The 21,822-nt window shown below is 69.7% G+C and carries 19 protein-coding genes; 13 read left to right on the top strand and 6 right to left on the bottom strand.

Annotated elements, in window-relative coordinates; all coding sequences use genetic code 11:
* Positions 1-3: 3 nt before the first annotated feature.
* From ACW9PK_RS01175 to ACW9PK_RS01160, 4 genes are all read left to right on the top strand, one after another.
* A complete protein-coding gene (locus ACW9PK_RS01175; RefSeq protein ID WP_457017140.1) occupies positions 4-1,719 on the top strand; it encodes a CTP synthase in 1,716 nt (571 codons plus the stop codon).
* 3 nt (positions 1,720-1,722) lie between these two features.
* Entirely contained in the window at positions 1,723-2,379 is a 657-nt protein-coding gene (locus tag ACW9PK_RS01170; protein ID WP_318545822.1) for an NUDIX hydrolase, read from the top strand.
* Positions 2,380-2,507: 128 nt separating this feature from the next.
* Complete coding sequence (locus ACW9PK_RS01165) at positions 2,508-3,422, top strand: site-specific tyrosine recombinase XerD (protein WP_457017138.1); 915 nt, start codon at positions 2,508-2,510, stop codon at positions 3,420-3,422.
* Between the two features lie 228 nt (positions 3,423-3,650).
* A complete protein-coding gene (locus ACW9PK_RS01160) occupies positions 3,651-4,631 on the top strand; it encodes a D-alanyl-D-alanine carboxypeptidase family protein (protein WP_457016271.1) in 981 nt (326 codons plus the stop codon).
* A gap of 61 nt (positions 4,632-4,692) precedes the next feature.
* Here the strand turns inward: ACW9PK_RS01160 and ACW9PK_RS01155 are convergent, their stop codons facing one another.
* From ACW9PK_RS01155 to ACW9PK_RS01140, 4 genes are all read right to left on the bottom strand, one after another.
* Positions 4,693-5,832, bottom strand: coding sequence for a bifunctional 2-methylcitrate synthase/citrate synthase (locus ACW9PK_RS01155; protein WP_144996955.1), 1,140 nt, complete (start codon positions 5,830-5,832; stop codon positions 4,693-4,695).
* A gap of 83 nt (positions 5,833-5,915) precedes the next feature.
* Positions 5,916-6,827, bottom strand: a complete 912-nt coding sequence (gene prpB / locus ACW9PK_RS01150) for a methylisocitrate lyase (protein ID WP_064845376.1) — start codon at positions 6,825-6,827, stop codon at positions 5,916-5,918.
* Positions 6,828-6,829: 2 nt separating this feature from the next.
* Positions 6,830-8,362: an MmgE/PrpD family protein gene (locus tag ACW9PK_RS01145; RefSeq protein ID WP_457016270.1), complete on the bottom strand. Its 1,533-nt coding sequence runs from the start codon at positions 8,360-8,362 to the stop codon at positions 6,830-6,832.
* A gap of 77 nt (positions 8,363-8,439) precedes the next feature.
* Positions 8,440-9,099, bottom strand: a complete 660-nt coding sequence (locus ACW9PK_RS01140) for a GntR family transcriptional regulator (protein WP_368844978.1) — start codon at positions 9,097-9,099, stop codon at positions 8,440-8,442.
* 179 nt (positions 9,100-9,278) lie between these two features.
* Here ACW9PK_RS01140 and ACW9PK_RS01135 point away from each other — a divergent pair, with 179 nt between their 5' ends.
* Both ACW9PK_RS01135 and ACW9PK_RS01130 read left to right on the top strand, forming a co-directional pair.
* Entirely contained in the window at positions 9,279-11,201 is a 1,923-nt protein-coding gene (locus ACW9PK_RS01135) for a propionyl-CoA synthetase (RefSeq protein ID WP_144996949.1), read from the top strand.
* Between the two features lie 143 nt (positions 11,202-11,344).
* Positions 11,345-11,527: a hypothetical protein gene (locus ACW9PK_RS01130; RefSeq protein WP_085105873.1), complete on the top strand. Its 183-nt coding sequence runs from the start codon at positions 11,345-11,347 to the stop codon at positions 11,525-11,527.
* Positions 11,528-12,110: 583 nt separating this feature from the next.
* Here ACW9PK_RS01130 and ACW9PK_RS01125 read toward each other — a convergent pair.
* A complete protein-coding gene (locus tag ACW9PK_RS01125) occupies positions 12,111-12,809 on the bottom strand; it encodes a response regulator (RefSeq protein ID WP_457016269.1) in 699 nt (232 codons plus the stop codon).
* A complete protein-coding gene (locus tag ACW9PK_RS01120) occupies positions 12,806-14,524 on the bottom strand; it encodes an ATP-binding protein (protein WP_457016268.1) in 1,719 nt (572 codons plus the stop codon). Before ACW9PK_RS01120 ends, ACW9PK_RS01125 begins: the two co-directional genes overlap by 4 nt.
* A gap of 172 nt (positions 14,525-14,696) precedes the next feature.
* Between ACW9PK_RS01120 and ACW9PK_RS01115 the strand changes: the two genes are divergently transcribed.
* The 7 genes from ACW9PK_RS01115 (at position 14,697) to cmk (ending at position 21,820) form a co-directional block, all read left to right on the top strand.
* Positions 14,697-16,127 (top strand): cation:dicarboxylate symporter family transporter, encoded by a 1,431-nt coding sequence (locus ACW9PK_RS01115; RefSeq protein ID WP_144996936.1) that lies wholly within the window; start codon positions 14,697-14,699, stop codon positions 16,125-16,127.
* A gap of 176 nt (positions 16,128-16,303) precedes the next feature.
* Positions 16,304-17,191, top strand: coding sequence for a ParA family protein (locus ACW9PK_RS01110; RefSeq protein WP_270257562.1), 888 nt, complete (start codon positions 16,304-16,306; stop codon positions 17,189-17,191).
* A gap of 13 nt (positions 17,192-17,204) precedes the next feature.
* Complete coding sequence (locus tag ACW9PK_RS01105) at positions 17,205-18,122, top strand: segregation and condensation protein A (protein ID WP_457016267.1); 918 nt, start codon at positions 17,205-17,207, stop codon at positions 18,120-18,122.
* Positions 18,123-18,209: 87 nt separating this feature from the next.
* Positions 18,210-18,884 (top strand): SMC-Scp complex subunit ScpB, encoded by a 675-nt coding sequence (gene scpB / locus ACW9PK_RS01100; RefSeq protein WP_457017136.1) that lies wholly within the window; start codon positions 18,210-18,212, stop codon positions 18,882-18,884.
* A gap of 7 nt (positions 18,885-18,891) precedes the next feature.
* Positions 18,892-19,974, top strand: coding sequence for a pseudouridine synthase (locus ACW9PK_RS01095; RefSeq protein ID WP_457016266.1), 1,083 nt, complete (start codon positions 18,892-18,894; stop codon positions 19,972-19,974).
* Positions 19,971-21,080, top strand: a complete 1,110-nt coding sequence (locus ACW9PK_RS01090; protein WP_098055211.1) for a prephenate dehydrogenase — start codon at positions 19,971-19,973, stop codon at positions 21,078-21,080. Before ACW9PK_RS01095 ends, ACW9PK_RS01090 begins: the two co-directional genes overlap by 4 nt.
* Positions 21,080-21,820 (top strand): (d)CMP kinase, encoded by a 741-nt coding sequence (gene cmk, locus ACW9PK_RS01085; RefSeq protein WP_457016265.1) that lies wholly within the window; start codon positions 21,080-21,082, stop codon positions 21,818-21,820. The genes ACW9PK_RS01090 and cmk overlap by 1 nt, the downstream gene beginning before the upstream one ends.
* Positions 21,821-21,822 lie beyond the last annotated feature (2 nt).

Raw genomic sequence — 21,822 nt, 5'->3', positions numbered from 1 at the left:
CGAATGGTAGGCTCGAATCCCGTGGTGAATGTTCAGGACGCCGCCCACGAGGCAGGCACAGAAAAGAACGACGGCAAGGTGACCCGACAGATCTTCGTCACGGGAGGTGTGGCCTCGTCCCTCGGCAAGGGGCTCACCGCGTCCTCACTCGGGATGCTTCTGCGTTCGCGCGGCCTGTCCGTGACCATGCAGAAATTGGATCCGTACCTCAACGTGGATCCCGGAACCATGAACCCCTTCCAGCACGGTGAGGTCTTCGTCACGGACGACGGCGCCGAGACGGACCTGGACATCGGTCACTACGAGCGCTTCCTGGACGAGAACCTGGACGCCTCCGCGAACGTGACCACCGGTCAGGTGTACTCCACGGTGATCGCCAAGGAACGCCGCGGCGAGTACCTGGGTGACACCGTGCAGGTCATCCCGCACATCACGGACGAGCTCAAGCGCCGGATGCGCCGCCGCGCCGAGGACGAGAACGCCCCGGACATCATCATCACCGAGATCGGCGGCACGGTCGGTGACATCGAGTCCCAGCCCTTCATCGAGGCCGCGCGCCAGGTGCGCCAGGACGTGGGTCGGCGCAATGTGTTCTACCTGCACGTGTCCCTGATCCCGTTCATCGGCCCGTCCGGTGAGCTCAAGACCAAGCCCACCCAGCACTCCGTGGCCTCGCTGCGCGGTCTGGGCATCCAGCCCGACGCCCTCGTGCTGCGCTGCGACCGGGACGTCCCGGACGCGATGCTGCGCAAGATCGGTGCCGCGTGCGACGTGGACCTGGACGCCGTGATCTCGTGCGCGGACGCCCCCAGCATCTACGACATTCCCAACACCCTGCACAGCCAGGGTCTGGACACCTACATCCTGGACTACCTGGGTCTGGACTACCAGGACGCCGATCTACGACAGTGGTCCCGGCTGCTCACCGCGGTGCACGAGCCCGAGCACCACGTGACGGTCGCGCTCGTGGGCAAGTACATCGACCTCCCGGACGCGTACCTGTCCGTGTCCGAGGCGCTACGGGCCGGTGGATTCGCGAACAACGCCCGCGTGCACATCAAGTGGGTCGCCTCCGACCTGTGTGACACCCCAGAGGGCGCCCAGCGCGAACTCGGTGACGTGGACGCCGTCCTGATCCCCGGGGGCTTCGGCATCCGTGGGCTCGAGGGCAAGCTCGGCGCCCTGCGCTGGTCCCGTGAGCACAAGGTGCCCACCCTGGGGCTGTGCCTCGGGTTGCAGTGCATGGTCATCGAGTACGCGCGCGACGTCGTGGGCCTGCCCAATGCCTCCTCCACCGAGTTCGACCCGGACACGGACACTCCCGTGATCGCCACCATGGAGGAGCAGAAGCAGTTCGTGGAGGGCGCCGGTGACCTGGGCGGCACCATGCGTCTGGGCCTGTACCCCGCCGCGCTGGCCGAGGGTTCCGTGGTGGCCGAGGCCTACGGTGCCACGGAGGTCTCCGAGCGTCACCGCCACCGCTACGAGGTCAACAACGCGTACCGCGACGCCCTCTCGGAGGCCGGGCTGCGGATCTCGGGCACGTCCCCGGAGGGCACGCTCGTGGAATTCGTGGAGCTGCCCCGTGAGGAGCACCCCTACTACGTGGCCACGCAGGCACACCCCGAGCTGGCCTCCCGCCCGACCCGTCCACATCCGCTGTTCGACGGTCTCGTCAAGGCCGCTCTCGAGCGCCGGGGCGTCCAGGCCAAGGGCTGAGCCGTGGAGTACACGAGCATCACCGCCGAGCAGCTGACGGATCGCCCGGATCCGCACACCGTCACGGATTCGCGGACCGTCTACGACGGCGCCATCTGGGACGTGTGCAGTGAGTCCTTCCGCATGGCGGGCCAGGAAGAACCGCTGACCCGGGAGTTCATCACGCACCCGGGGGCGGTGTCCGTGGTCGTGCTGGACGAGAAGGAACGGATCCTGCTCATCAACCAGTACCGCCACCCCGTGCGCAAGCGGATGTGGGAGATCCCAGCGGGGCTGCTCGACGTGTCCGGGGAACCCGCGCTGCAGGCGGCCCAGCGCGAGCTGGGCGAGGAAGCGGATCTCACGGCCCGGACCTGGCACACGCTCGTGGACTTCGACAACTCGCCAGGCTCCTCGGCGGAGGCCAACCGGATCTTCTTGGCCCGTGATCTGAGCGAGGTCCCCGAGTCCGAGCGGTTCGAACGCGAGGGCGAGGAGGCGGAGATCGTGGCTGGTTTCGCGGACCTCGACGACGCCGTGGCCGCGGTCATGGCCGGGCGGATCACGTCCCCTGCGGCCACGCTCGGCATCCTCGCCACGCACATCGCGCGGTCCCGGGACTGGGCCACGCTGCGCGCACCGGACGCCGAATGGACCTCGCGGCCGCGGCACGAGGGGTGAACGACTCCCTCGAGTCGCACGGTCCCATCACCGAACCACTGCCGATCGTGGACGGGGGACCGAGGGCGGGTGCGGCGCTGTCGGACTCGACGACCGAGGCGGAGGCCGCACCGGAACTGCGGCGGGCCGTGGCGCGTTACCTGGACCACCTCGTGGTCGAGCGCGGACTCGCAGCGAACACCGTGAGCGCGTACCGCCGGGACCTCGCGCGCTACCTGCAGCACCTCACGGCGACCGCCGCGCACGTGCGCGTGCCCAGGGACATCACGGCCGATCACGTGCGGGCGTTCGTGCGGAGCATCCGCGAGGGCGACGCCGCCCACCCGGCGCTGTCCGCGCGCAGCAGTGCGCGGGTGCTCGCGGCGGTGCGGGGGGCCCACGCGTTCTGGGTCACGGAGTCGAGCGTCGACTCGGACGTGGCGTCCCGCGTGAGCCCGCCCATGCCGCCGCAGTGGCTGCCCAAGGCCATCGGCGTCACGGAGGTCGAGAACCTCCTGGCCGCCCCGGACCCGGACACACCCGCGGGACTGCGGGCCCGGGCGTTCCTCGAACTGCTGTACGCCACGGGCGCGCGTATCTCCGAGGCCGTCGCACTGGACGTGGACGACCTCGCCGGTCTGCACGACGAGGACCTCGCCCTGATCCGTGTGACGGGCAAGGGCGCCAAGCAACGGCTCGTGCCCGTGGGATCGTTCGCCGTGGCGGCCCTGGACCGCTACCTTGTCCGGGCCCGCCCCGAGTTGGCGCGGCACGGTCGGGGGAGCCCGGCGGTGTTCCTCAATGCTCGCGGCACGCGGATCTCGCGGCAGACGGCGTGGAACATGGTCAAGGACGCCGCGCGCACGATCCACCAGGAGGAGCGGATCACGCCGCACACGCTGCGCCACTCGTTCGCCACGCACCTGCTAGAGGGCGGCGCGGACCTGCGGGTTGTGCAGGAACTGCTGGGACATGCCTCCCTGGCCACGACCCAGATCTACACGCGCGTGTCCGTGGAGTCCCTGCGCGAGGTCTACGCGACGTCCCACCCGCGAGCGCGCTGAGCCGGCAGCGTCGGGGCAGCGCACTGAGCCGACCACGTCGGGAGCCGCAGCACACGGAGTGGGTGACGTTCCGCCCGCACACCGAGCCGGCGACGTCGCCCGCCGCACCGCCCGGAGCCCGGGACCTCCCGCGCGTGGGCGCCGGGCCCGCAAGGGGCAGGGAGCGGCGTCGTCGACTGTTCGCCCATAGGCCGACCGCGCGTCACGCGCAACACCTATTGTGGCCTCATGCGAACCGTCATGCGTCGTCCGGCCCTGCTCACCGCCCTGTTGGCCGCGCTGCTGCTCGTGGGCGGCATGGCACCGGCCCACGCCGGGGCGGGGATCGACAACGAGTACCGCGCCCTGCCGAATCCCGGCGCATGGTTGGGCAAGCCCACGTCCGCCGAACGCTGTGGCCTGCGGGACCGCGGCTGCTATCGGCAGTACCAGAAGGGCACGATCCACTGGACGTCCACGACCGGTGCGCGGGCCCAGCGCGGCGGGATCCTGGCGAAGTGGCGCGCGGAGGGTTCCGAGCACGGGGCCCTGGGGTACCCCGTGACGCGTGAGACCTGCACGGGTGGCACGTGCGAGGTCCGCTACCAGCGCGGCCGCATCACCTGGACCGCCCAGGGAGGAGCGCGGGTGCACCGGGACATCGACGATGCCCGCAGCGTGTCCGTGGTCGTGAACAAGAAACGCCCGCTGTCCCCGCGCACCTACGCCCCGGCTCCGTTACGTTCGGTGGGCGGGGGAGTCCTGCTACGGGACGACGCTGCAGCGGCCTACCAGCGTATGAGCCGTGCCGCGGCCGCACAGGGGGTCACGCTGGTCCCGGTGAGCGGGTACCGCGACTACGACACCCAAGCGCGCCTCTACCGCGAGTACACGGCCCTGTACGGACAGGCCACCGCCGACACCATTTCCGCGCGGGCCGGTCACTCCGAACATCAGACCGGCCTCGCGATCGACGTGGGCGCCCCCGGGGCCACCTGCGGTCTGCTCCCGTGCTTCGGCAACACCCCACAGGGGAAGTGGATCGCCGCGAACGGGCACACCTACGGGTTCGTGGTGCGCTACCCCAACGGGCACACCGCAACCACCGGGTACGCCTACGAACCGTGGCACCTGCGCTACGTGGGCACCGCCACGGCCACGAGTGTGAAGAACAACAAGTCCGCGACGGTGGAGTCCTACATGGGTCTGCCGCGGGCCCCGAAGTACTGACGACGACGGCCCACCACCTCTCACGTGTGAAGGGGCGGCGGGCCGTCGTGGTGTCCCAAGCTCAGGACAGGTGACGCTCGTCCGGGCCGCTGTAGTCCGAGAGCGGGCGGATCAGCGAGTTGTTTGCGCGCTGCTCCATGATGTGCGCGGTCCAGCCCACGATCCGCGCGGCCACGAAGATGGGCGTGAACGCGGGGATATCGAACCCCATGAGCCAGTACGTGGGGCCCGCGGGGTAGTCCAGGTTGGGCTTGATGGACTTGGCCTCGTCCATGGACTTGGCCAGACCGTTGTAGAGCCCGAGGACCTCGGGCCGGTCGTAGTGCTCAAGCATGCGGAACAGGGCGTCCTGCATGGTGGGCACGCGCGAGTCACCGTGCTTGTACACGCGGTGGCCGAAGCCCATGACCTTCTTCTTCTCCGCGAGCGCCTGGTCCATCCACTCCTTGGCGCGCTTCTCCGCTTCCTCGGCGGATTCGTCCTTGCGGATCCCGAGCTCCTCGAACGTGTGCATCACGGCCTCGTTGGCACCGCCGTGCAGGGGGCCCTTGAGGGCGCCGATGGCCCCGGTCACTGCCGAGTGCAGGTCCGCGAGCGTGGAGGTGATCACGCGCGCCGTGAAGGTGGAGGCGTTGAACGAGTGTTCCGCGTACAGGATGATCGACACCCGGAACGCGTCCACGACCTCCGGGGCGGGTTCCTCGCCGAAGGCCATCCACAGGAAGTTCTGGGAGTAATCGAGGTCCTCGCGGGGATCCACGAGGTCCTGGCCGTGACGGCGGCGCTGGTCGTAGCACACCACGGCGGGCATGACGGCGAACAGTTCCTGGGCCTTGCGCAGCTCCGCCTCGGGGGAGTTGTCCTCTGCGTGCGGGTGCTGCGCGCCGATCACCGAGGCGGCGGTGCGGCACACGTCCATGGGGTGGCACGTGGTGGGCAGCTCGTCGATGACGCGCTTGAGCTCGGGCGTCAGCGCGCGGTGGGAACGCTCGAGCTTTTGGAACGCGGTGAGCTCGTCCTCGGACGGCAGCTCGCCGTTCCACAACAGCAGCGCCACCTGTTCCGCGGAACAGTTCTGCGCGAGTTCCTGCACCGGGTAGCCCCGGTAGAGCAGCGAGTTGGTCTCTGCATTGACCTTGGACACGGCGGTGGTGTCAGCTACCACCCCGGCGAGTCCTTTGTGGATCTCGGTATCGGCCACGGTGATCTCCTTCGACGATCGGGCTCGTGCACGGACTGAGTGTTCCCACCACACCACACTTGGAGTGGTGGGAACAGAGGGGTTCAGGCGTCCGGGGTCTCGGGGACCTCGAAATTGAACACCCCGGAATCGAACTGGTTGTACCCGTTGTAGTCCACGAGTTCGTACAGCCGCTTACGGGTGAGCATGTTCTCTACCTGCGCCTGCTGGGTGCCGTCCTCCCGGATGGTGGTGAGCAGGCGTTCCATGGCGCCGAGGGCCTGGCGCTGCAGGGACACGGGGTAGATGATCATGGACACCCCTGCACCGTGCAGTTGCTGCGTGGTGAACAGCTGGGACTTGCCGAATTCGGTCATGTTGGCCAGGATCGGCACGTCCAGGGCCTCAGCCATGCGCTCGAACTCCGAGAGGTCCGCCATGGCCTCGGGGAAGATCACGTCCGCGCCGGCGTCGGCGAGGGCCTTGGCCCGGTCGATCGCGGCATCCAGTCCGTCCACACCGCGCAGGTCCGTGCGGGCCATGACCACGAAGTTCGGGTCCCGGCGGGCTTCCACGGCGGCCTTGATCCGCTTGGTGGCCGTGGCGGTGTCCACCACGTTCTTCCCGTCCAGGTGGCCGCAGCGCTTGGGATTGAACTGGTCCTCGATGTGGCAACCGGCCAGGCCGGCGTCCTCGAGTTCCTGGACGGTGCGGGCAACGTTCATGGGCTCACCGAATCCGGTGTCCGCGTCCACGAGGCACGGCAGGTCCGTGCTGCGCGCGATCTGACCGGCGCGCGTGGCCACCTCGGTCAGGGTCGTGAGACCGATGTCCGGCAGGCCCAGTTCGTTGGCGAGCACGCCGCCGGAGATGTAGACGCCCTCGAAGCCCTGCTCTTGGATGAGCTTGGTGGACAGGGGCGTGAACGCTCCGGGGAAACGGGCGATCTCCGGGGCCGCGAGCAGTTCGCGGAACCGTTCGCGCTTCTCGGCGGGGGTCACGGTGGTGTACAGCATGATCAGAAGATTCCCTTCGCTGAGGTCTCCAGCTCCACGGCGGCCGTGATGTTCAGCTGCCCGAGCTCCCCGGCACCCAGTTCGGGGACGCGCTGGACCGCGTCCAGGAACCGCTCGATCTCCTCCGGGGCCACGATGCCCTCGGCCAGGGTACGGAACTTGGTGATGTACTGCTCCCGCGCGAACGGGCGGGCACCGAGCGGGTGGGCGTCCGCCACGGCGATCTGGTCCGTGATCACGGTGCCGTCCGTGAGGGTGATCTCCACGGAACCGCCGAACGCCTTCTCGGAGATGTCCAGGGAGTGGTACCGGCGGGTCCACTCCGGGTCCTCCTGCGTGGTGACCTTGTGCCACAGCTCCACGGTGTCCTGGCGGCCCGCACGCTCGGGGGCGTAGGAGTCCACGTGGTGCCACGCGCCGTCCTGCAGGGCCACGGTGAAGATGTACGGGATCGAGTGGTCAAGGGTCTCACGCGACGCCGTGGGATCGTACTTCTGGGGGTCGTTGGCCCCGGAACCGATCACGTAGTGGGTGTGGTGGGAGGACTTGATGAGCACCGAGGCCACGTTGGCGGGGTCGGTGACCTCCGGGTGCTCGCGGTGCAGCTTGCGCGCCAGGTCGATCCACGCCTGGGCCTGGTACTCCGCCGAGTGCTCCTTGGTGTACGTGTCCAGGATCGCGCGCTTGGGCTCACCCGGGGCCGGCAGGGGCACCGTGTAGCGGGCCTCCGGGCCCGAGAGCAGCCACGCGATCACGCCGTCCTCGCCCTCGTAGATGGGGGTCGGGGAGGTCTGCCCGCGCATCGCGCGGTCCACGGCCTCGACCGCCATCTTCCCGGCGAACGCGGGCGCGTGGGCCTTCCACGTGGAGATCTCGCCCTTGCGGGACTGCCGGGTCTGGGTGGTCGTGTGCAGTGCCTGACCGATCGCCTGGAAGATGGTCTCGGTGTCCAGGCCGAGCAGCGTGCCGATGCCCGCGGCGGCGGACGGACCGATGTGCGCAATGTGGTCGATCTTGTGCTCGTGCAGGCACATGCCCTTGACCAGGTCCACCTGGATCTCGTACCCGGTGGCGATCGCGCGCACGAGGTCCTCGCCCGAGCTGCCCACGTGCTGCGCGACGGCCAGGATGGGCGGGATGTTGTCCCCGGGGTGGGAGTACTCCGCGGCCAGGAACGTGTCATGGTAGTCCAACTCGCGCACGGCCACGCCGTTGGCCCACGCGGCCCACTCGGGGGAGACCGCGGCGTCGTCGCCCGGGGCGCCGTAGAGCAGCGCGCCGGTGCCCGAGAAGCCGCCGCCGTCGACGACCCGGTGGCACAGGGCCTGCGAGCGCGCGGAGACGATGGGCCCGCGGTTGAGGGAGGCCACGGCCACGGACGCGTTGTCGATGATCCGGTTGATGACCATGTCCACGACCTCGGGCTCCACGGCCACCGGGTCGGTCGCGACGCTCGCGAGCTTGTGGGCGAGCTGCTCCTCGCGGGGCAGTTCCTCCTTGGACGAGTACGTGCGCACGGTGTGTTCGACGGTCACGGGCGTTCCTTTCGCTGCGGGGTGTCTCTGGGATGTCTCCGCGGGTTTGCGGATGGTTCGTGGGGCGTACGCCCCGGTCAGGAGGCCTCCGGGCGGGCCACGGAGAGCGCGGGTGAGCCGAGGGCCTTGCTCAGGGCGTTCTTCAGGTGCACGCGCGTGGTCGCGACGGCCAGGGGTGCGTCCCCGTGCGCGATCGCGCGGGCGATCGCCTCGTGTTCGGCGGCCGCGGCGGCCAGCCGCTGCGGATCGGAGGTGGCGAGCCGGCGCACGCGGGCGAGGTGCAGACGCACGTTCTCGAGGGCCTGTTGCAGGTAGGGGTTGCCCGCGGCGGCGTCGATCTGTTCGTCCATGCGGTCCACGAGATCGTAGTACGCGGGGTGGTCGGGGTCGTCCGAGAGCCGCTCCGCCGCGTGGGACAGTTCGTCCGCGAGCGCTCGGAACGTCTCTGGGTCGCCGCGCTGGGCGGCGAGTTCGGCGGCCCGGCAGTCGAGCGTGTCGCGCAGTTCGTAGAGGGCGCGCACGTCGTCCGCGGATAGGGCGCTGACGACGACGCCGCGGCCGTTGTGCGGCTCGGTGAGCCCGTCCGCGGTGAGCCGGGACAGCGCTTCGCGCACGGGGGTGCGGGAGATGCCGAGCCGTTCGGAGAGGTCCACTTCGCCCAGGACCTGCCCGGGGACCAGGCGCCACGACACGATGTCCGCGCGCAGTTCGCGGTAGGCACGCTCACCCGCTCGCATGGCTCCTCCTGAAGATCGAAAGTTCTTTCAGTGTATACACGAGCCCGTCATGCGCCAAGAGTTTTCCGGGACTGAAGACGAAGTTACGCGTTGTGTGTATACAAAGCTCTTGTTTTGTGTGATCAGGGACACTATCCTGGTGGCACCGATCCTCACCACGACCACCCGCGGAGGAAGCCATGTCCGAGGCCACGTACGCATCCGTCTACCGTTCCAGCGTGGAGGACCCCGAGCGGTTCTGGCTCGACGCCGCCGACGCCGTGGACTGGGTGAGCCCACCCACCCGCGCACTCGACGACTCCGCCGCACCCCTCTACCGGTGGTTCCCGGACGGGGAGCTCAACACGTGCGTCAACGCCGTGGACCGTCACGTGGCCGCGGGGCACGGGGAACGCACGGCATTGATCTACGACTCCGCCGTGCTGGACACCCAGGAACACATCACGTACGCGCAGCTGCAGGAGCGCGTGGCCCGCTTCGCCGGCGCGCTCGCCGCCCAGGGTGTGACCAAGGGGGACCGGGTACTGCTCTACATGCCCATGATCGCGGAGTCCCTGATCGCGATGCTCGCGTGCGCGCGACTGGGTGCGGTGCACTCCGTCGTGTTCGGGGGTTTCGCCCCCAAGGAACTGGCGAGCCGGATCGACGACTCCGCCCCGGTGGTCGTCGTCACCGCGTCCGGTGGCGTGGAGCCCAAGCGCCGGATCGAGTACCTGCCCGCGATCGAGGAGGCCCTGCAGTTGAGCGACCACGCGCCGTCGGCGGTGCTCGTGCACGAACGGGACGGTTTCGTCACGACCGTGGCCCAGGCGCGCGAGCGGGCCGGCGACGGCGGGCCCGCGTGGCTGTCGTGGACCGAGGCGCAGGACGGCGTGACGCCCGCGGAGCCCGTGACGGTCAAGGCCACCGACCCGCTCTACATCCTCTACACCTCCGGCACCACGGGCACCCCCAAGGGCGTGGTGCGGGACAACGGCGGGCACGCGGTGGCCCTGAGCTGGTCCATGCGCAACATCTACGACATCGGCGCCGGGGACGTGATGTGGACCGCCTCGGACGTGGGATGGGTCGTGGGCCACTCCTACATCGTCTACGGGCCCCTGTTGGCCGGCGCGACCACCGTGGTCTACGAGGGCAAGCCCGTGGGCACCCCGGACGCCGGGGCCTTCTGGAAGCGCGTGGCCGAGCACGGGGTCAAGGTGCTGTTCACCGCCCCCACGGCGCTGCGCGCGATCCGCAAGGCCGATCCGCAGGGGGACCTGGTGCGCGACTACGACATCTCCTCGCTGCAGACGCTGTTCGTGGCCGGTGAGCGACTGGACCCGGAGACCCACCGCTGGGCCTCGGACGTGCTCGGGGTGCCCGTGGTGGACCACTGGTGGCAGACCGAGACCGGGTGGGCCATCTGCGCCAACCCCTTCGGGATCGAGAAGCTGCCAATAGTGTCGGGCTCGCCCACGGTCCCCGTGCCCGGGTTCAACGTGGAGATCCTCGACCCCGTGGGTGAGCCGTTGGGTCCGGGGGAAGAGGGCAACATCGCGGTGCGGCTGCCCCTGCCGCCGGGCACCCTGGTGACCCTGTGGCGCAACGACGAGCGGTTCGTGTCCTCCTACCTCTCGGCGTTCCCGGGCTACTACGCCACGGGGGACTCGGGCTACATCGATGAGAACGGGTACGTGTTCGTGATGGGCCGCACCGACGACGTCATCAACGTCTCCGGGCACCGGTTGTCCACGGGGCACATGGAGCAGGTCGTGGCAACCCACCCGGACGTGGCCGAGTGCGCGGTGATCGGTGTGAACGATCCCCTCAAGGGTCAGCGCCCCAGCGGGTATGTGGTGCTCAAGACCGGATCGGACATCGAACCCCAGAAGCTGCGCGAGGACCTCGTGGGCATGGTGCGTTCGCAGATAGGGCCCGTGGCGGACTTCAAGGACGTGGCCGTGGTGGACGCCCTGCCCAAGACCCGCTCGGGGAAGATCCTGCGCAAGACCATGCGTCAGATGGCGGACGGGGAGAAGTACACGGTGCCCTCGACCATCGAGGACGATTCCGTACTTGAGGCGCTGCACGCCGTGCTGGCACCGCGCGAGCAGGGGTAGCGGCTCGCGCGGACCGACAGGATCCGCGCGGGCACTCCGCAGTCGCGTAGACACTCTGACTCCTCACAAACACTCCCCGTCCGTGCGGTCAAGGATCACTCGCGGGGCGTTGCCACCCGCCGTCCGGTGACTCGGCAGGTGCGGTGGACGGGGCCCAGGCCCTCGCCCTGAGTATGAGCAGACGGCTCGTGGCTCTGGAAGTCCTGCGCGGCCTGGCGCTCCTGGGCACCCTGTTGACCAACATCTGGCTCTTCTCGAGCTCGTCCGTAAGCAGTCTCGCGGCCCTGGTGGTCGCGGCGGTGCTGGCCACGAGTCCCCAGGCCTAGAAGATCTGGCTCTGGATCGGCCTGGCGCTGCACGCCGTGATGATCACGGTGCTCACCCTGCTGCCGGGCCAGTCCTCGAGCCGTTCGTCCATCGGCGCCGGCGATCCTGGGCGCCGTCGGCAACGGCGGCGGTGGGCTGCGCAACACCGAGTCGTACGGGGGATGGTCGCGGAAGGCCTGGAGACCTTCGTGGCCGTGCGCTTCGAGATCCCCATCATGTTCACGATGGGTCGGGGCCTGTTCCTCGTGGGCGCCTTGGGGTTCCTGGTGGGCCTGCCCCTGGACATCGCGTGCCGCACCCTGTGGGCGGAAACCACGAACTCCCTGTCCCGTTACGGGACCTCGTCCATGGTGGCCTTCGGCGTGCTCGGGCTGGTGGCCGCGTTCTACGCGCGCCGTACCCGCACCGGGGCCCCTGAAGATGCTGAGGCACCGCGCGCACCGCGGGCTCGTGGCCAGGGTCCACGTCCCGTTCGTACGACGACGCCGCGAGCGCCGTCGTGCCCGCGCGGAAAGCAGCGCCGTGACCTCCGAGTAGTCCCCCCACGACCGATCGATCACCGTACGGGTGGCGCCGCTGAGTTCAGCGGCGCCACCCGTATTCCAGTTCGGGGCGCCCGGGTGTGCCGTGGCGCGCCCGCCGGTCCACGGAACCCGCCGCGCACAGGTGCTCGAGGTAGCGCCGTGCCGTGACACGGGACAACCCCAGTTCACGGGCGAGCTCACCCGCGGAGTGGTAGTCGGAGGCCTCCCGCAGGAATCCCGCGACCGCTTCGAGGGTGTCGGGAGCGAGACCCTTGGGCGGCGCGGAAGCGGGGCGAGCAACCAGGGCGGCGAAGATCCGGTCGAGCTCCGCTTGCTCGATCGCGGCGTCGTCCGGCGTGGCCGCCGCGAGCACCCGGTGGTACGCGGCGTAGGCCTCGAGCTTGCGCCGCAGCTCGTCGAACGTGAACGGTTTCACGAGGTAGCCCACCACCCCCACCGCGGTGGCGTCCCGCACCGTGGCCACGTCCCGATGTGCGGTGACGATCAGCAGGTCCACGGCCGCGCGCTGTGCTCGCAGGGCCCGGGCCACCTCGAGCCCGGAGATGTCCGGGAGCGTGAGGTCCAGCAGTACGAGGTCCACCGGGGCCGACGACGCCGCCCGCTCCCGCACCGCGCGCACGGCCGCCGTGCCGTTGCGCGCGACCCCTGCCACCTCGAATCCCGCGCAGCGGGCCACGTACTCGGCGTGCGCGGACGCCGTCAGGGCTTCGTCGTCCACCACGAGCACGCGGATCATCGGTTCTCCTTCCGATCGAGGGCGGGGTGCTGCGCGGGGATGTCCACCGAGAACACGGCGCCCGCCTCGTGGGACACCGTGAGTTCGGTACCCCAGCCCTCCACCGCCCGGCGCACGACGTCCAGGCCCACCCCGCGGGGTGCGTCCGTGGCGGGCTTGGTGGTGACCCCGGGGTCGAAGAGCCGCTCCCGGACGTCCGGTCGGATGCCGGGCCCGTTGTCGGCGACCGTGAGGTGCACGAACCGCCCGTCTCGGGACGGGACGAGTTCCACCTCCACGGTGGGCGGTTCGTCGTCCGGACGTTCGTCCCGTTCGACATCGCTGACCGCATCCACGGCATTGTCGACGAGGTTGCCGAGGACGCTCACGAGCTCGGACGGGTCCACGGCGAGCGGTGACACCCGCTCGTGGGTCACGACCACGAGTTCCACGCCGCGTTCGTGGGCCGTGGCGGTCTTACCCGCGAGCAATGCCGCGACGTACGGGTCCTCGATCTCCCGGGCGGTCACACCCAATCGCACTGACCCCTCGAGGGTCGAAGCCGCGAAGTCCCGGGCCTGGGGGTAGCGCTCGAGTTCGAGCAGCGAGACCACGGTGTGCATCCGGTTGGCGTGCTCGTGGGTCTGGGCGCGCAGCCCGGCGGCCATCGTGCGCACGGTGTCCAGCTCGCCGGACATCCTGCTCAGCTCCGTCTGGTCCTGGACCATCAGCACACGCAGCCCGGAGTCCTCCGAGACCCGGGTGCACGAGGCCACCAGGGTGCGTCCCGCCACGGTGCAGCGTTCGTCCGTGAACGTGTCCGCCCGGGCGAGCAGCTCGGCTACGGCCGGGGGCACGGGCTCGGCGGCGGGGCGGCGTCGCCGTCGGGCGATCCCGCGTGGACCCGAGAGACCGCGACCGTGTCGTGGACCCCCGGGGCCGGAGCGGGCGTTGTCGTACGGCTCGAAGCGGGTGTCCTCCGGCGAGGAGCCGCGCTGCTCGCCGGGGGTGACGCCGAGCAGCTCACCGGCGCGCGTGTTGCTCAGCACCGGGCGGTCGGCGGGGTCCAGCAACACGAGCCCCTCCCGTGCGCGGGACAGCACCGCGCGATTGAGCGCGAGACCGCGCACGAGAGATTCGGGGGAGCGCCCGTCCGTGACGCGGTTGAGGTAGCGCGCCACCAGGACGCAGACCACCGAGGCCGCCGCGAGCAGCGCACCCACGATCAGGGCGAGTCCTGGCAGCTCGTGGCGGCTCTCCGCGGCGATCCGGTTCACGAGCACCCCCGAGGACACGAGTCCGATGATGGTCCCGTCCCGGTCCCGCACGGGCGCGATCGTGCGCACGGAGGGACCCAGCCGACCCACCTCGGTCGCGGTGTGCACCTCGCCGTGCAGCGCCTGCGAACGGTCGCCCAGGTACTGCTGACCCACGAGGCCCTCGTCGTGGTGGGTGATCCGGGTGCCGTCCGGGGTCATGATCGTGATGAAGTCCACCGCGGTGTCCCGTTCGAGGGTGCTCGTCAACTCCTGCAGCCTCGGGTGGGGGTCGGAGGAAAGCAGTGCGTCCCGCACGAACGGATCGTCCACGAGTGTTCCCGTGGCCACCCGCGTGACCGCCTGGGCCTGCTCCGTGACCCGGGTGTGGGTCTGCCACACCATCACACCGGCCACCACGAGCGAGATGACCACCACCAGCCCCAACTGCAGGGCGAGGAAACGGCGGGCGAGGGACATGGCGGCTCCGAGCGAATGGTGCGGGTCGTACGGGCGGGCAGTGGGAGGTCCGCGGCGGGCACTGTGATCCCGGTCATGAACGATATGACCACAACGCGACGCGGGCGCGGATGGTGCGTGAGGCTGATCACCATTCCACCACCGAACCACCTCCGACCCGTCAGGAGACACCATGTCAGACACGCGCGTCCGGGGCAGCGTCCCCGGGGGAGCCCGCGCCGCGGGCGCCGGTCCGCGGAAGAAGGACCGCACCCACTACCTCTACATCTTCGTGATCGCCGGCGTGGTGCTCGGCGCGCTGATCGGGTTGTTGTTCCCGGACGTCGGTGTGGCGCTGAAGCCGCTCGGCACGGGGTTCATCGCCCTGATTAAGATGATGATCGCGCCAGTGATCTTCTGCACGATCGTGCTCGGGGTGGGGTCCATCGCCCACGCCGCCACGGTGGGCAAGGTGGGCGGGCTCGCGCTGACCTACTTCATCGTGATGTCCACGTTCGCGCTCGCGATCGGTCTGGTGGTCGGCAACATCGTCCAGCCCGGATCCGGACTGGACCTGGCCAACGCGCACTACGACTCCTCGGGGCTGGCCTCCGGGGGAGACCACTCGGCCGAGGGCGGTGCCGTGGGCTTCGTGCTGGGCATCGTCCCCACCACGCTGTTCTCCGCCCTGACCTCCGGGAACATCCTGCAGACCCTGCTGGTCGCGCTGCTCGTGGGCTTCGCACTGCAGGCCATGGGGGAGTCCGGCAAGCCCGTGCTCAAGGCCGTGACCTACATCCAGGCGGTCGTGTTCCGGCTGCTCATGATGGTCATGTGGCTCGCACCCATCGGTGCGCTCGGGGCGATCGCCGCGGTGGTCGGTGCCACCGGCATGAAAGCCATCGTGTCCATGATTGGGCTCATGCTCGCGTTCTACGTCACGTGCATCCTGTTCATCGTGGTGGTCCTGGGGTTGATCCTCAAGCTCGTCTCCGGGGTCAACATCTTCTCGCTCATGAGGTACCTGGCCCGCGAGTACCTGCTGATCTTCTCCACGTCCTCCTCCGAGGCGGCCCTGCCGCGGTTAATCGCCAAGATGGAGCACCTGGGTGTGTCCAAGCCGGTCGTGGGTGTGGTGGTGCCCACGGGTTACTCGTTCAACCTGGACGGCACCGCGATCTACCTGACCATGGGTGCGCTGTTCGTCGCGGACGCCATGGGCAAGCCGCTGGCGCTGGGGGAGCAGATCACGCTGCTGCTGTTCATGATCATCGCGTCCAAGGGTGCGGCCGGTGTCTCCGGCGCGGGCATCGCCACACTGGCCGCCGGCCTGCAGTCCCACCGCCCGGACCTCGTGGACGGTGTGGGGCTGATCGTGGGCATCGACCGGTTCATGTCCGAGGCCCGCGCCCTGACCAACTTCTCTGGTAACGCGGTGGCCACCCTGGTGCTGGGCACGTGGGTCAAGCAGGTGGACAAGGACCGGGTGCGCCGGGTGCTCTCGGGTGCCGAGCCCTTCGACGAGGAATCCCTCACGGTGGACCCGCACGGCTCCCCGACCGCCCCGGAGCAGGCCCTGGAGGGACATCCGGAATCCCGGCCCGTGACCCCGCGGGAGCACTGACTCCCCAGGTCACGCCACCGAGACCCCGTACCGGGCCCCGCCGTCACCGCGGTGGGGCCCGGTGCATGTCCACGTTCGTGCGGGGGAGCGCAGCTGGTACCGGTCGGGTGCACCCCCGGGCGGTAGGGTAGGGCGTTGAGACTTGAACGGACGCCCAGGAAGGAAGGCTGTCGCCCGTGAGCAACGCCAGTGATGAGACGCCCCAGCAGAACCCGGCGTCGGACGCCGTAGGCCCCACCGGCCGCCCCGTGCGGACCTTCCCGGACCCGCCCGAGCTCACGGAACACGGCCCCGCCCGCATCATCGCGATGGTCAACCAGAAGGGCGGGGTGGGTAAGACCACGTCCACGATCAACCTGGGGGCCGCGCTCGCCGAGTTGGGGCGCAAGGTGCTGCTCGTGGACTTCGACCCGCAGGGCGCGCTGTCCGCGGGCTTCGGCTCCAACCCCCACGAGTTGGACCTGACCATCTACAACGTGATGATGGACCGCTCCGTGGACGTATGGGACGTGGTGCAGCAGACCCACGTGGAGAACGTGGACCTGTTGCCCGCCAACATCGACCTCTCCGCCGCGGAGGTCCAGCTCGTGACCGAGGTGGCCCGCGAACAGGTGCTCGCCTCCGCGCTGCGCAAGGTCGAGGACTACTACGACGTGATCCTGATCGATTGCCAGCCGTCGCTGGGGTTGCTCACGGTCAACGCGCTCACGGCGTCGCACGGCGTGATCATCCCGCTGATCTGCGAGTTCTTCGCGCTGCGCGCGGTCGCGTTGCTCGTGGACTCGATCTCCAAGGTCCAGGACCGGATCAACCCCAAGCTGCAGATCGACGGCGTGCTGGCCACCATGTTCGACTCCCGCACCCTGCACTCGCGCGAGGTGATCGCCCGCATCGTGGACGCGTTCGGGGACAAGGTCTTCGACACGGTCATCAAGCGCACCGTGAAGTTCCCGGACGCCACCGTGGCCGCCGAGCCGATCCTCAACTTCGCGACCAACCACCCCGGGGCGGAGTCCTACCGCCAGCTCGCGCGCGAGTTGATCTCGCGCGGCGGGGCGCCGTGATCCCCACGCGCTCGTGAGCACCACCGAGCTCGAGGCGAGCGCGCCGTCGGGTGGGTCTTCCGGCGAGCAGTCGGACGCGCCGTCCGGGGCGGCCGCGGGATTCACCGTGGCGCTCGAGAACTTCCAGGGTCCGTTCGACGTCCTGCTGTCCCTGATCGCCAAGCACGAGATGGACATCACCCAGGTGTCCCTGTCAGCGGTCACGGACGAATTCATCCAGTACGTGCGCGAACTGCAGGAGATCGCCTCGCCCAAGGCACTCGACGAGGCGAGCGAGTTCCTCGTGGTCGCGGCCACGCTGCTCGATCTCAAGGCCGCGCGCTTGTTGCCGCGCGGCGAGGTCGAGGACGAGTACGACGTCGAACTGCTCGAAGCGCGCGACCTGCTGTTCGCGCGCTTGCTGCAGTACAAGGCGTTCAAGGAGGTCGCGGGGCAGCTCAACGCGCGCTTCGCCGCGGAGTCGGTACGGATCCCGCGCCACGTGGACCTGGACCCCGCGGTGGTCACGGCCCTGCCGCCGCTCACGTGGACGCTCACCCCCGATCAGCTCGCGCACCTGGCCGTCGTCGCGCTGGATCCCGAGCGGCACGTCCCCGAAGAGGTCGACGTCGCTCACCTCCACGGCGCGCGGGTGCGGGTCGCGGACGAGGCCGAGACGCTCGCCGAGGCGCTGCGGGACGGCGAGGAGCACACGTTCCGGTCCCTGATCGCGGATGCGACCTCCACCCTGGTGATCGTCGTGCGGTTCCTGGCCCTGCTCGAGATGTACCGAGACCGGGTGGTGCGGATGCGCCAGGACGAGGTGCTCGGGCCCCTGCTCGTGCGCTGGGACGGCTCCGACGACTGGACCGCCGAGTCCCTGAGCAGCGAGTACACGGGCGCGGAGGCGGATCCGGCGGCGAGCGCCGAGGAGCAAAACCTGGGAGAATGATTCCCGCACAGGATCGGTGTGAACCGTACCGAAGGAGATGATGAGCGCGTGGCGGAACCCAGCCCCGCACGACCCCCCATTGTCGACATCGTCGACACCCACGACTCGGAACAGTCCACAGGGGTCGACGACGCGCAGTTGTATTCTGCCCTGGAGGCCGTGCTCATGGTGGCCGCGGCCCCCGTGCAGCTCGAGGAGTTCGCGCGCGTCACGGGCGAACCCGTGCACCGGGTGCGCAGCGCCCTGGAACACCTCAAAGCCGACTACGACGGCGTGATCGGAAACACCCCGGCGCACTCACCACGGGACGGCACTGCCGGATATGATGGACGGTCGGCCTCCCGCGACGAGGCGGTGCCCGCCGCCCGCGTGCGAGGTTTCGAACTGCGCGAGGTGGCCGGCGGGTGGCGGATCTACTCCCGCAGCGAGCACGCGCAGCTCGTCACGGACTTCGTGGTGGAGGGCAGCAGCTCGCGGTTGTCACAGGCCGCCCTGGAGACCCTGGCCGTGGTGGCCTACCTGCAACCGGTCTCCCGCTCCCGCGTCTCGGCGATCCGCGGCGTGAACGTGGACGGCGTGGTCCGCACCCTGGTGCAGCGCGGTCTGCTCACGGCCCACGAGCGTGAGGAGGCCACGGGCTCCGTCCTGTACTCCACCACCCCGCTCTTCCTGGAAAAACTCGGTCTCGGCTCGCTGGACGAGCTCCCGGACATCGCACCCCTGCTGCCGGGAACCGACCAACTTGACGACATAGAGGACTGATCGACGCATGGCACAATCACGCAACAACCCATCCCGCGGCGGGGGAGCCCGCGGCCCCCAGGGTCGCGGCAAGGGCTCCAAATCCGGGCCCAAGGCCGGCTTCCGCTCGGGTCCCGGTAAGGCCTCCGGATCCCGCTCGGGCGACGCAGCCGGGCGTGGCTACTCCAAGGGCCCGGGTGCCGGGCGCGGCAAGGCGGCGGGCAAGCCCAAGGCCGCGGCGTCCCGCAAGGGACCCCAGAAGCCCCGCGCGTTCGCGGGCGTGGACAAGTACGAGCGCCGCGCGGCGGCGATCAAGGAGCACGGCCCGCACCGGCGTCGTCGTCCCAAGAACCCGCCCGTGGACCGGCTGGAGGTGCACGACGAGAACGGCATGCGGCTGCAGAAGCTCATGGCCCAGGCGGGCGTGGCGAGCCGGCGCGTGTGCGAGGAGATGATCCAGGACGGGCGCGTGTCCGTGGACGGTGAGATCGTCACCGAGCTGGGCGTGCGCGTGGATCCTGTGCTGCAGGTCGTGCACGTGGACGGGATGCGCATCCAGGCCGACGAGAAGCTCGTCTACTACGCGTTCAACAAGCCCGCCGGTGTGGTCTCCACCATGGAGGACCCGGACGGCCGGCGCTGCGTGAGCGACTTCCTGGACCCGCGCAAGCACGAACGCGTGTTCCACGTGGGCCGCCTGGACGTGGAGACCGAGGGTCTGCTGCTGCTCACCAACGACGGCGAGCTCACCAACCGCCTGACCCACCCCTCCTACGAGGTCCCCAAGACGTACCTGGTCCAGGTGCACGGGCCCGTGGAGAAGGGCGTGGGCAATCAGATGAAGCAGGGCATCCGGCTCGAGGACGGCGATGCGAAGGTGGACGACTTCCGCCTCGTGGACTCCACCCCCGGGCACGTGCTCATCGAGGTGGTGCTGCACTCCGGGCGCAACCGGATCGTGCGCCGCATGTTCGACGCCGTGAACCACCCCGTGGAGAAGCTCGCGCGCACCCACGTGGGCCCCATTGCGATCGGTGACCAGCGCCAGGGCACCGTGCGCAAGCTCTCGTACACCGAGGTGGGCAACCTCCTCGCGTCCGTGGGGATGTGATCGTGGTTCCCGTGACAGCATCCACGACCGGACCGGTGCTGGTCATCGGTTCCGGTCTGCTCGGGGCGAGCATCGGCCTGGGCCTGCGGCACCTGGGTGTGAGCGTGTACTTGCGGGACTCCTCGCCCACCACGGAGGCCGTGGCCCAGGACATCGGCGCGGGGCGCAGCGTGCGCGCCGCGGGCGGGGACGTGCCCGAGCCCGTGCTCGTGGTGGTCGCGGCCCCTCCGGACGTCGTGGCCGAGCTCGTGGTGCAGGCACTGACCGATCACCCGGGTGCCACGGTGCTGGACATCGCCTCCGTCAAGGCCCCCATCCTGGCCGCCGTCACGGCGTCCGGTGCGGACCTCACCCGGTACGTGGGGACCCACCCCATGACCGGGCGGGAGAAGTCCGGGCCCGTGGCCGCGCGCGGGGAGTTGTTCACGTCCATGCCGTGGGTGATCTGCCCCGGTCCTGAGACCGGTGCGGGCGCCATCACGGCGGCGAAGAACCTCGCGGTGGACCTCGGCGCCACGATCACGGTGCTGGACCCCACCGAACACGACGAGACCGTCGCGCTGATCTCCCACGTGCCGCAGGTGATGTCCTCCCTGCTGGCCTCCCGGTTGCAGGACACCCCGCTGCACCACCTGTCCCTCGCGGGGCAGGGGTTGCGGGACACCACCCGGATCGCGGGCTCGGACCCCGGTCTGTGGGTGCAGATCCTCTCCGCGAACGCCCGGCCCGTGGTGCGCTCGCTGTACGAGGTGCGCGAGGACATCGAACGGCTCATCGCCACGCTGGAGGACCCGGCGGCGGACGGTGCGCGATTGGACATCGCCCAACTCATGGCCGAGGGCAATGCGGGCCAGGCGCGGATCCCCGGCAAGCACGGCGGGGCACCGCGGGCCTTCGCAACCTTCACCGTGGCCGTGGACGACACCCCCGGGACCATTGCCAAGTTGCTCACGGAGATCGGGGAGATCGGGGTCAACCTGGAGGACCTGCGCCTGGAACACTCACCCGGGCAACCGGTGGGCCTGGTCGTGGCCTCGGTGGATCCCAACCGCCGGGAAGGCCTCGTGGACGAGCTGCAGGAACGCGGCTGGAAGGTGGTGCAGTGATGAACGCATGGGACACGAACGCGCGACTCGTGGTCGCGATCGACGGGCCCTCGGGCTCCGGGAAGTCCTCGGTGTCCAAGGAGGTGGCCCGCCGCTTCGACCTGGCCTACCTGGACACGGGAGCCATGTACCGCGCGGTGACCTGGTGGTGCCTCGAATCCGGGGTGGATCTCACCGATCCGCAGGCCGTCACGGCCGCAACCGAGACCGTCCCCCTGGAGATGGGCACCGATCCCCACGAGGAGCGGATCACGGTGGCCGGGCAGAACGTGCGCACGGTAATCCGCGGTAACCGGGTCACGGACCGCGTCTCTGCGGTCTCCACGACCATCCCCGCCCGCGAGGTCCTGGTGCGCATGCAGCAGGACATCATCCGGGACAGCGGGTACCGGATCGTGGCCGAGGGCCGGGACATCACCACGGTCGTGGCCCCGGACGCCCAGGTGCGGATCCTGCTGACCGCCTCGGAGGCCGCGCGGATGGCGCGGCGGGGCAAACAGGTGGGCGCAGCGGCGTCGTCGGACCTGGAGGCCCGTGTGGTGGGCAGGGACGCCAAGGACTCCACCGTGGTGAACTTCACTACGGCGCAGGACGGTGTGCACCTGCTCGACTCCTCCGAACTGACCATGGAACAAACGGTGCAGGGCGTGATCGACCTGATCATCCGCGCCACCACACACGACGGGGCGCTCGCCGCGCCTCACGACACGGGCGCCAACGCCCCCGAGGAAGCGAGGTAACC

Source organism: Kocuria sp. MNB10, from assembly GCF_054073685.1.
This window is presented reverse-complemented; position numbering and strand designations above follow the sequence as displayed.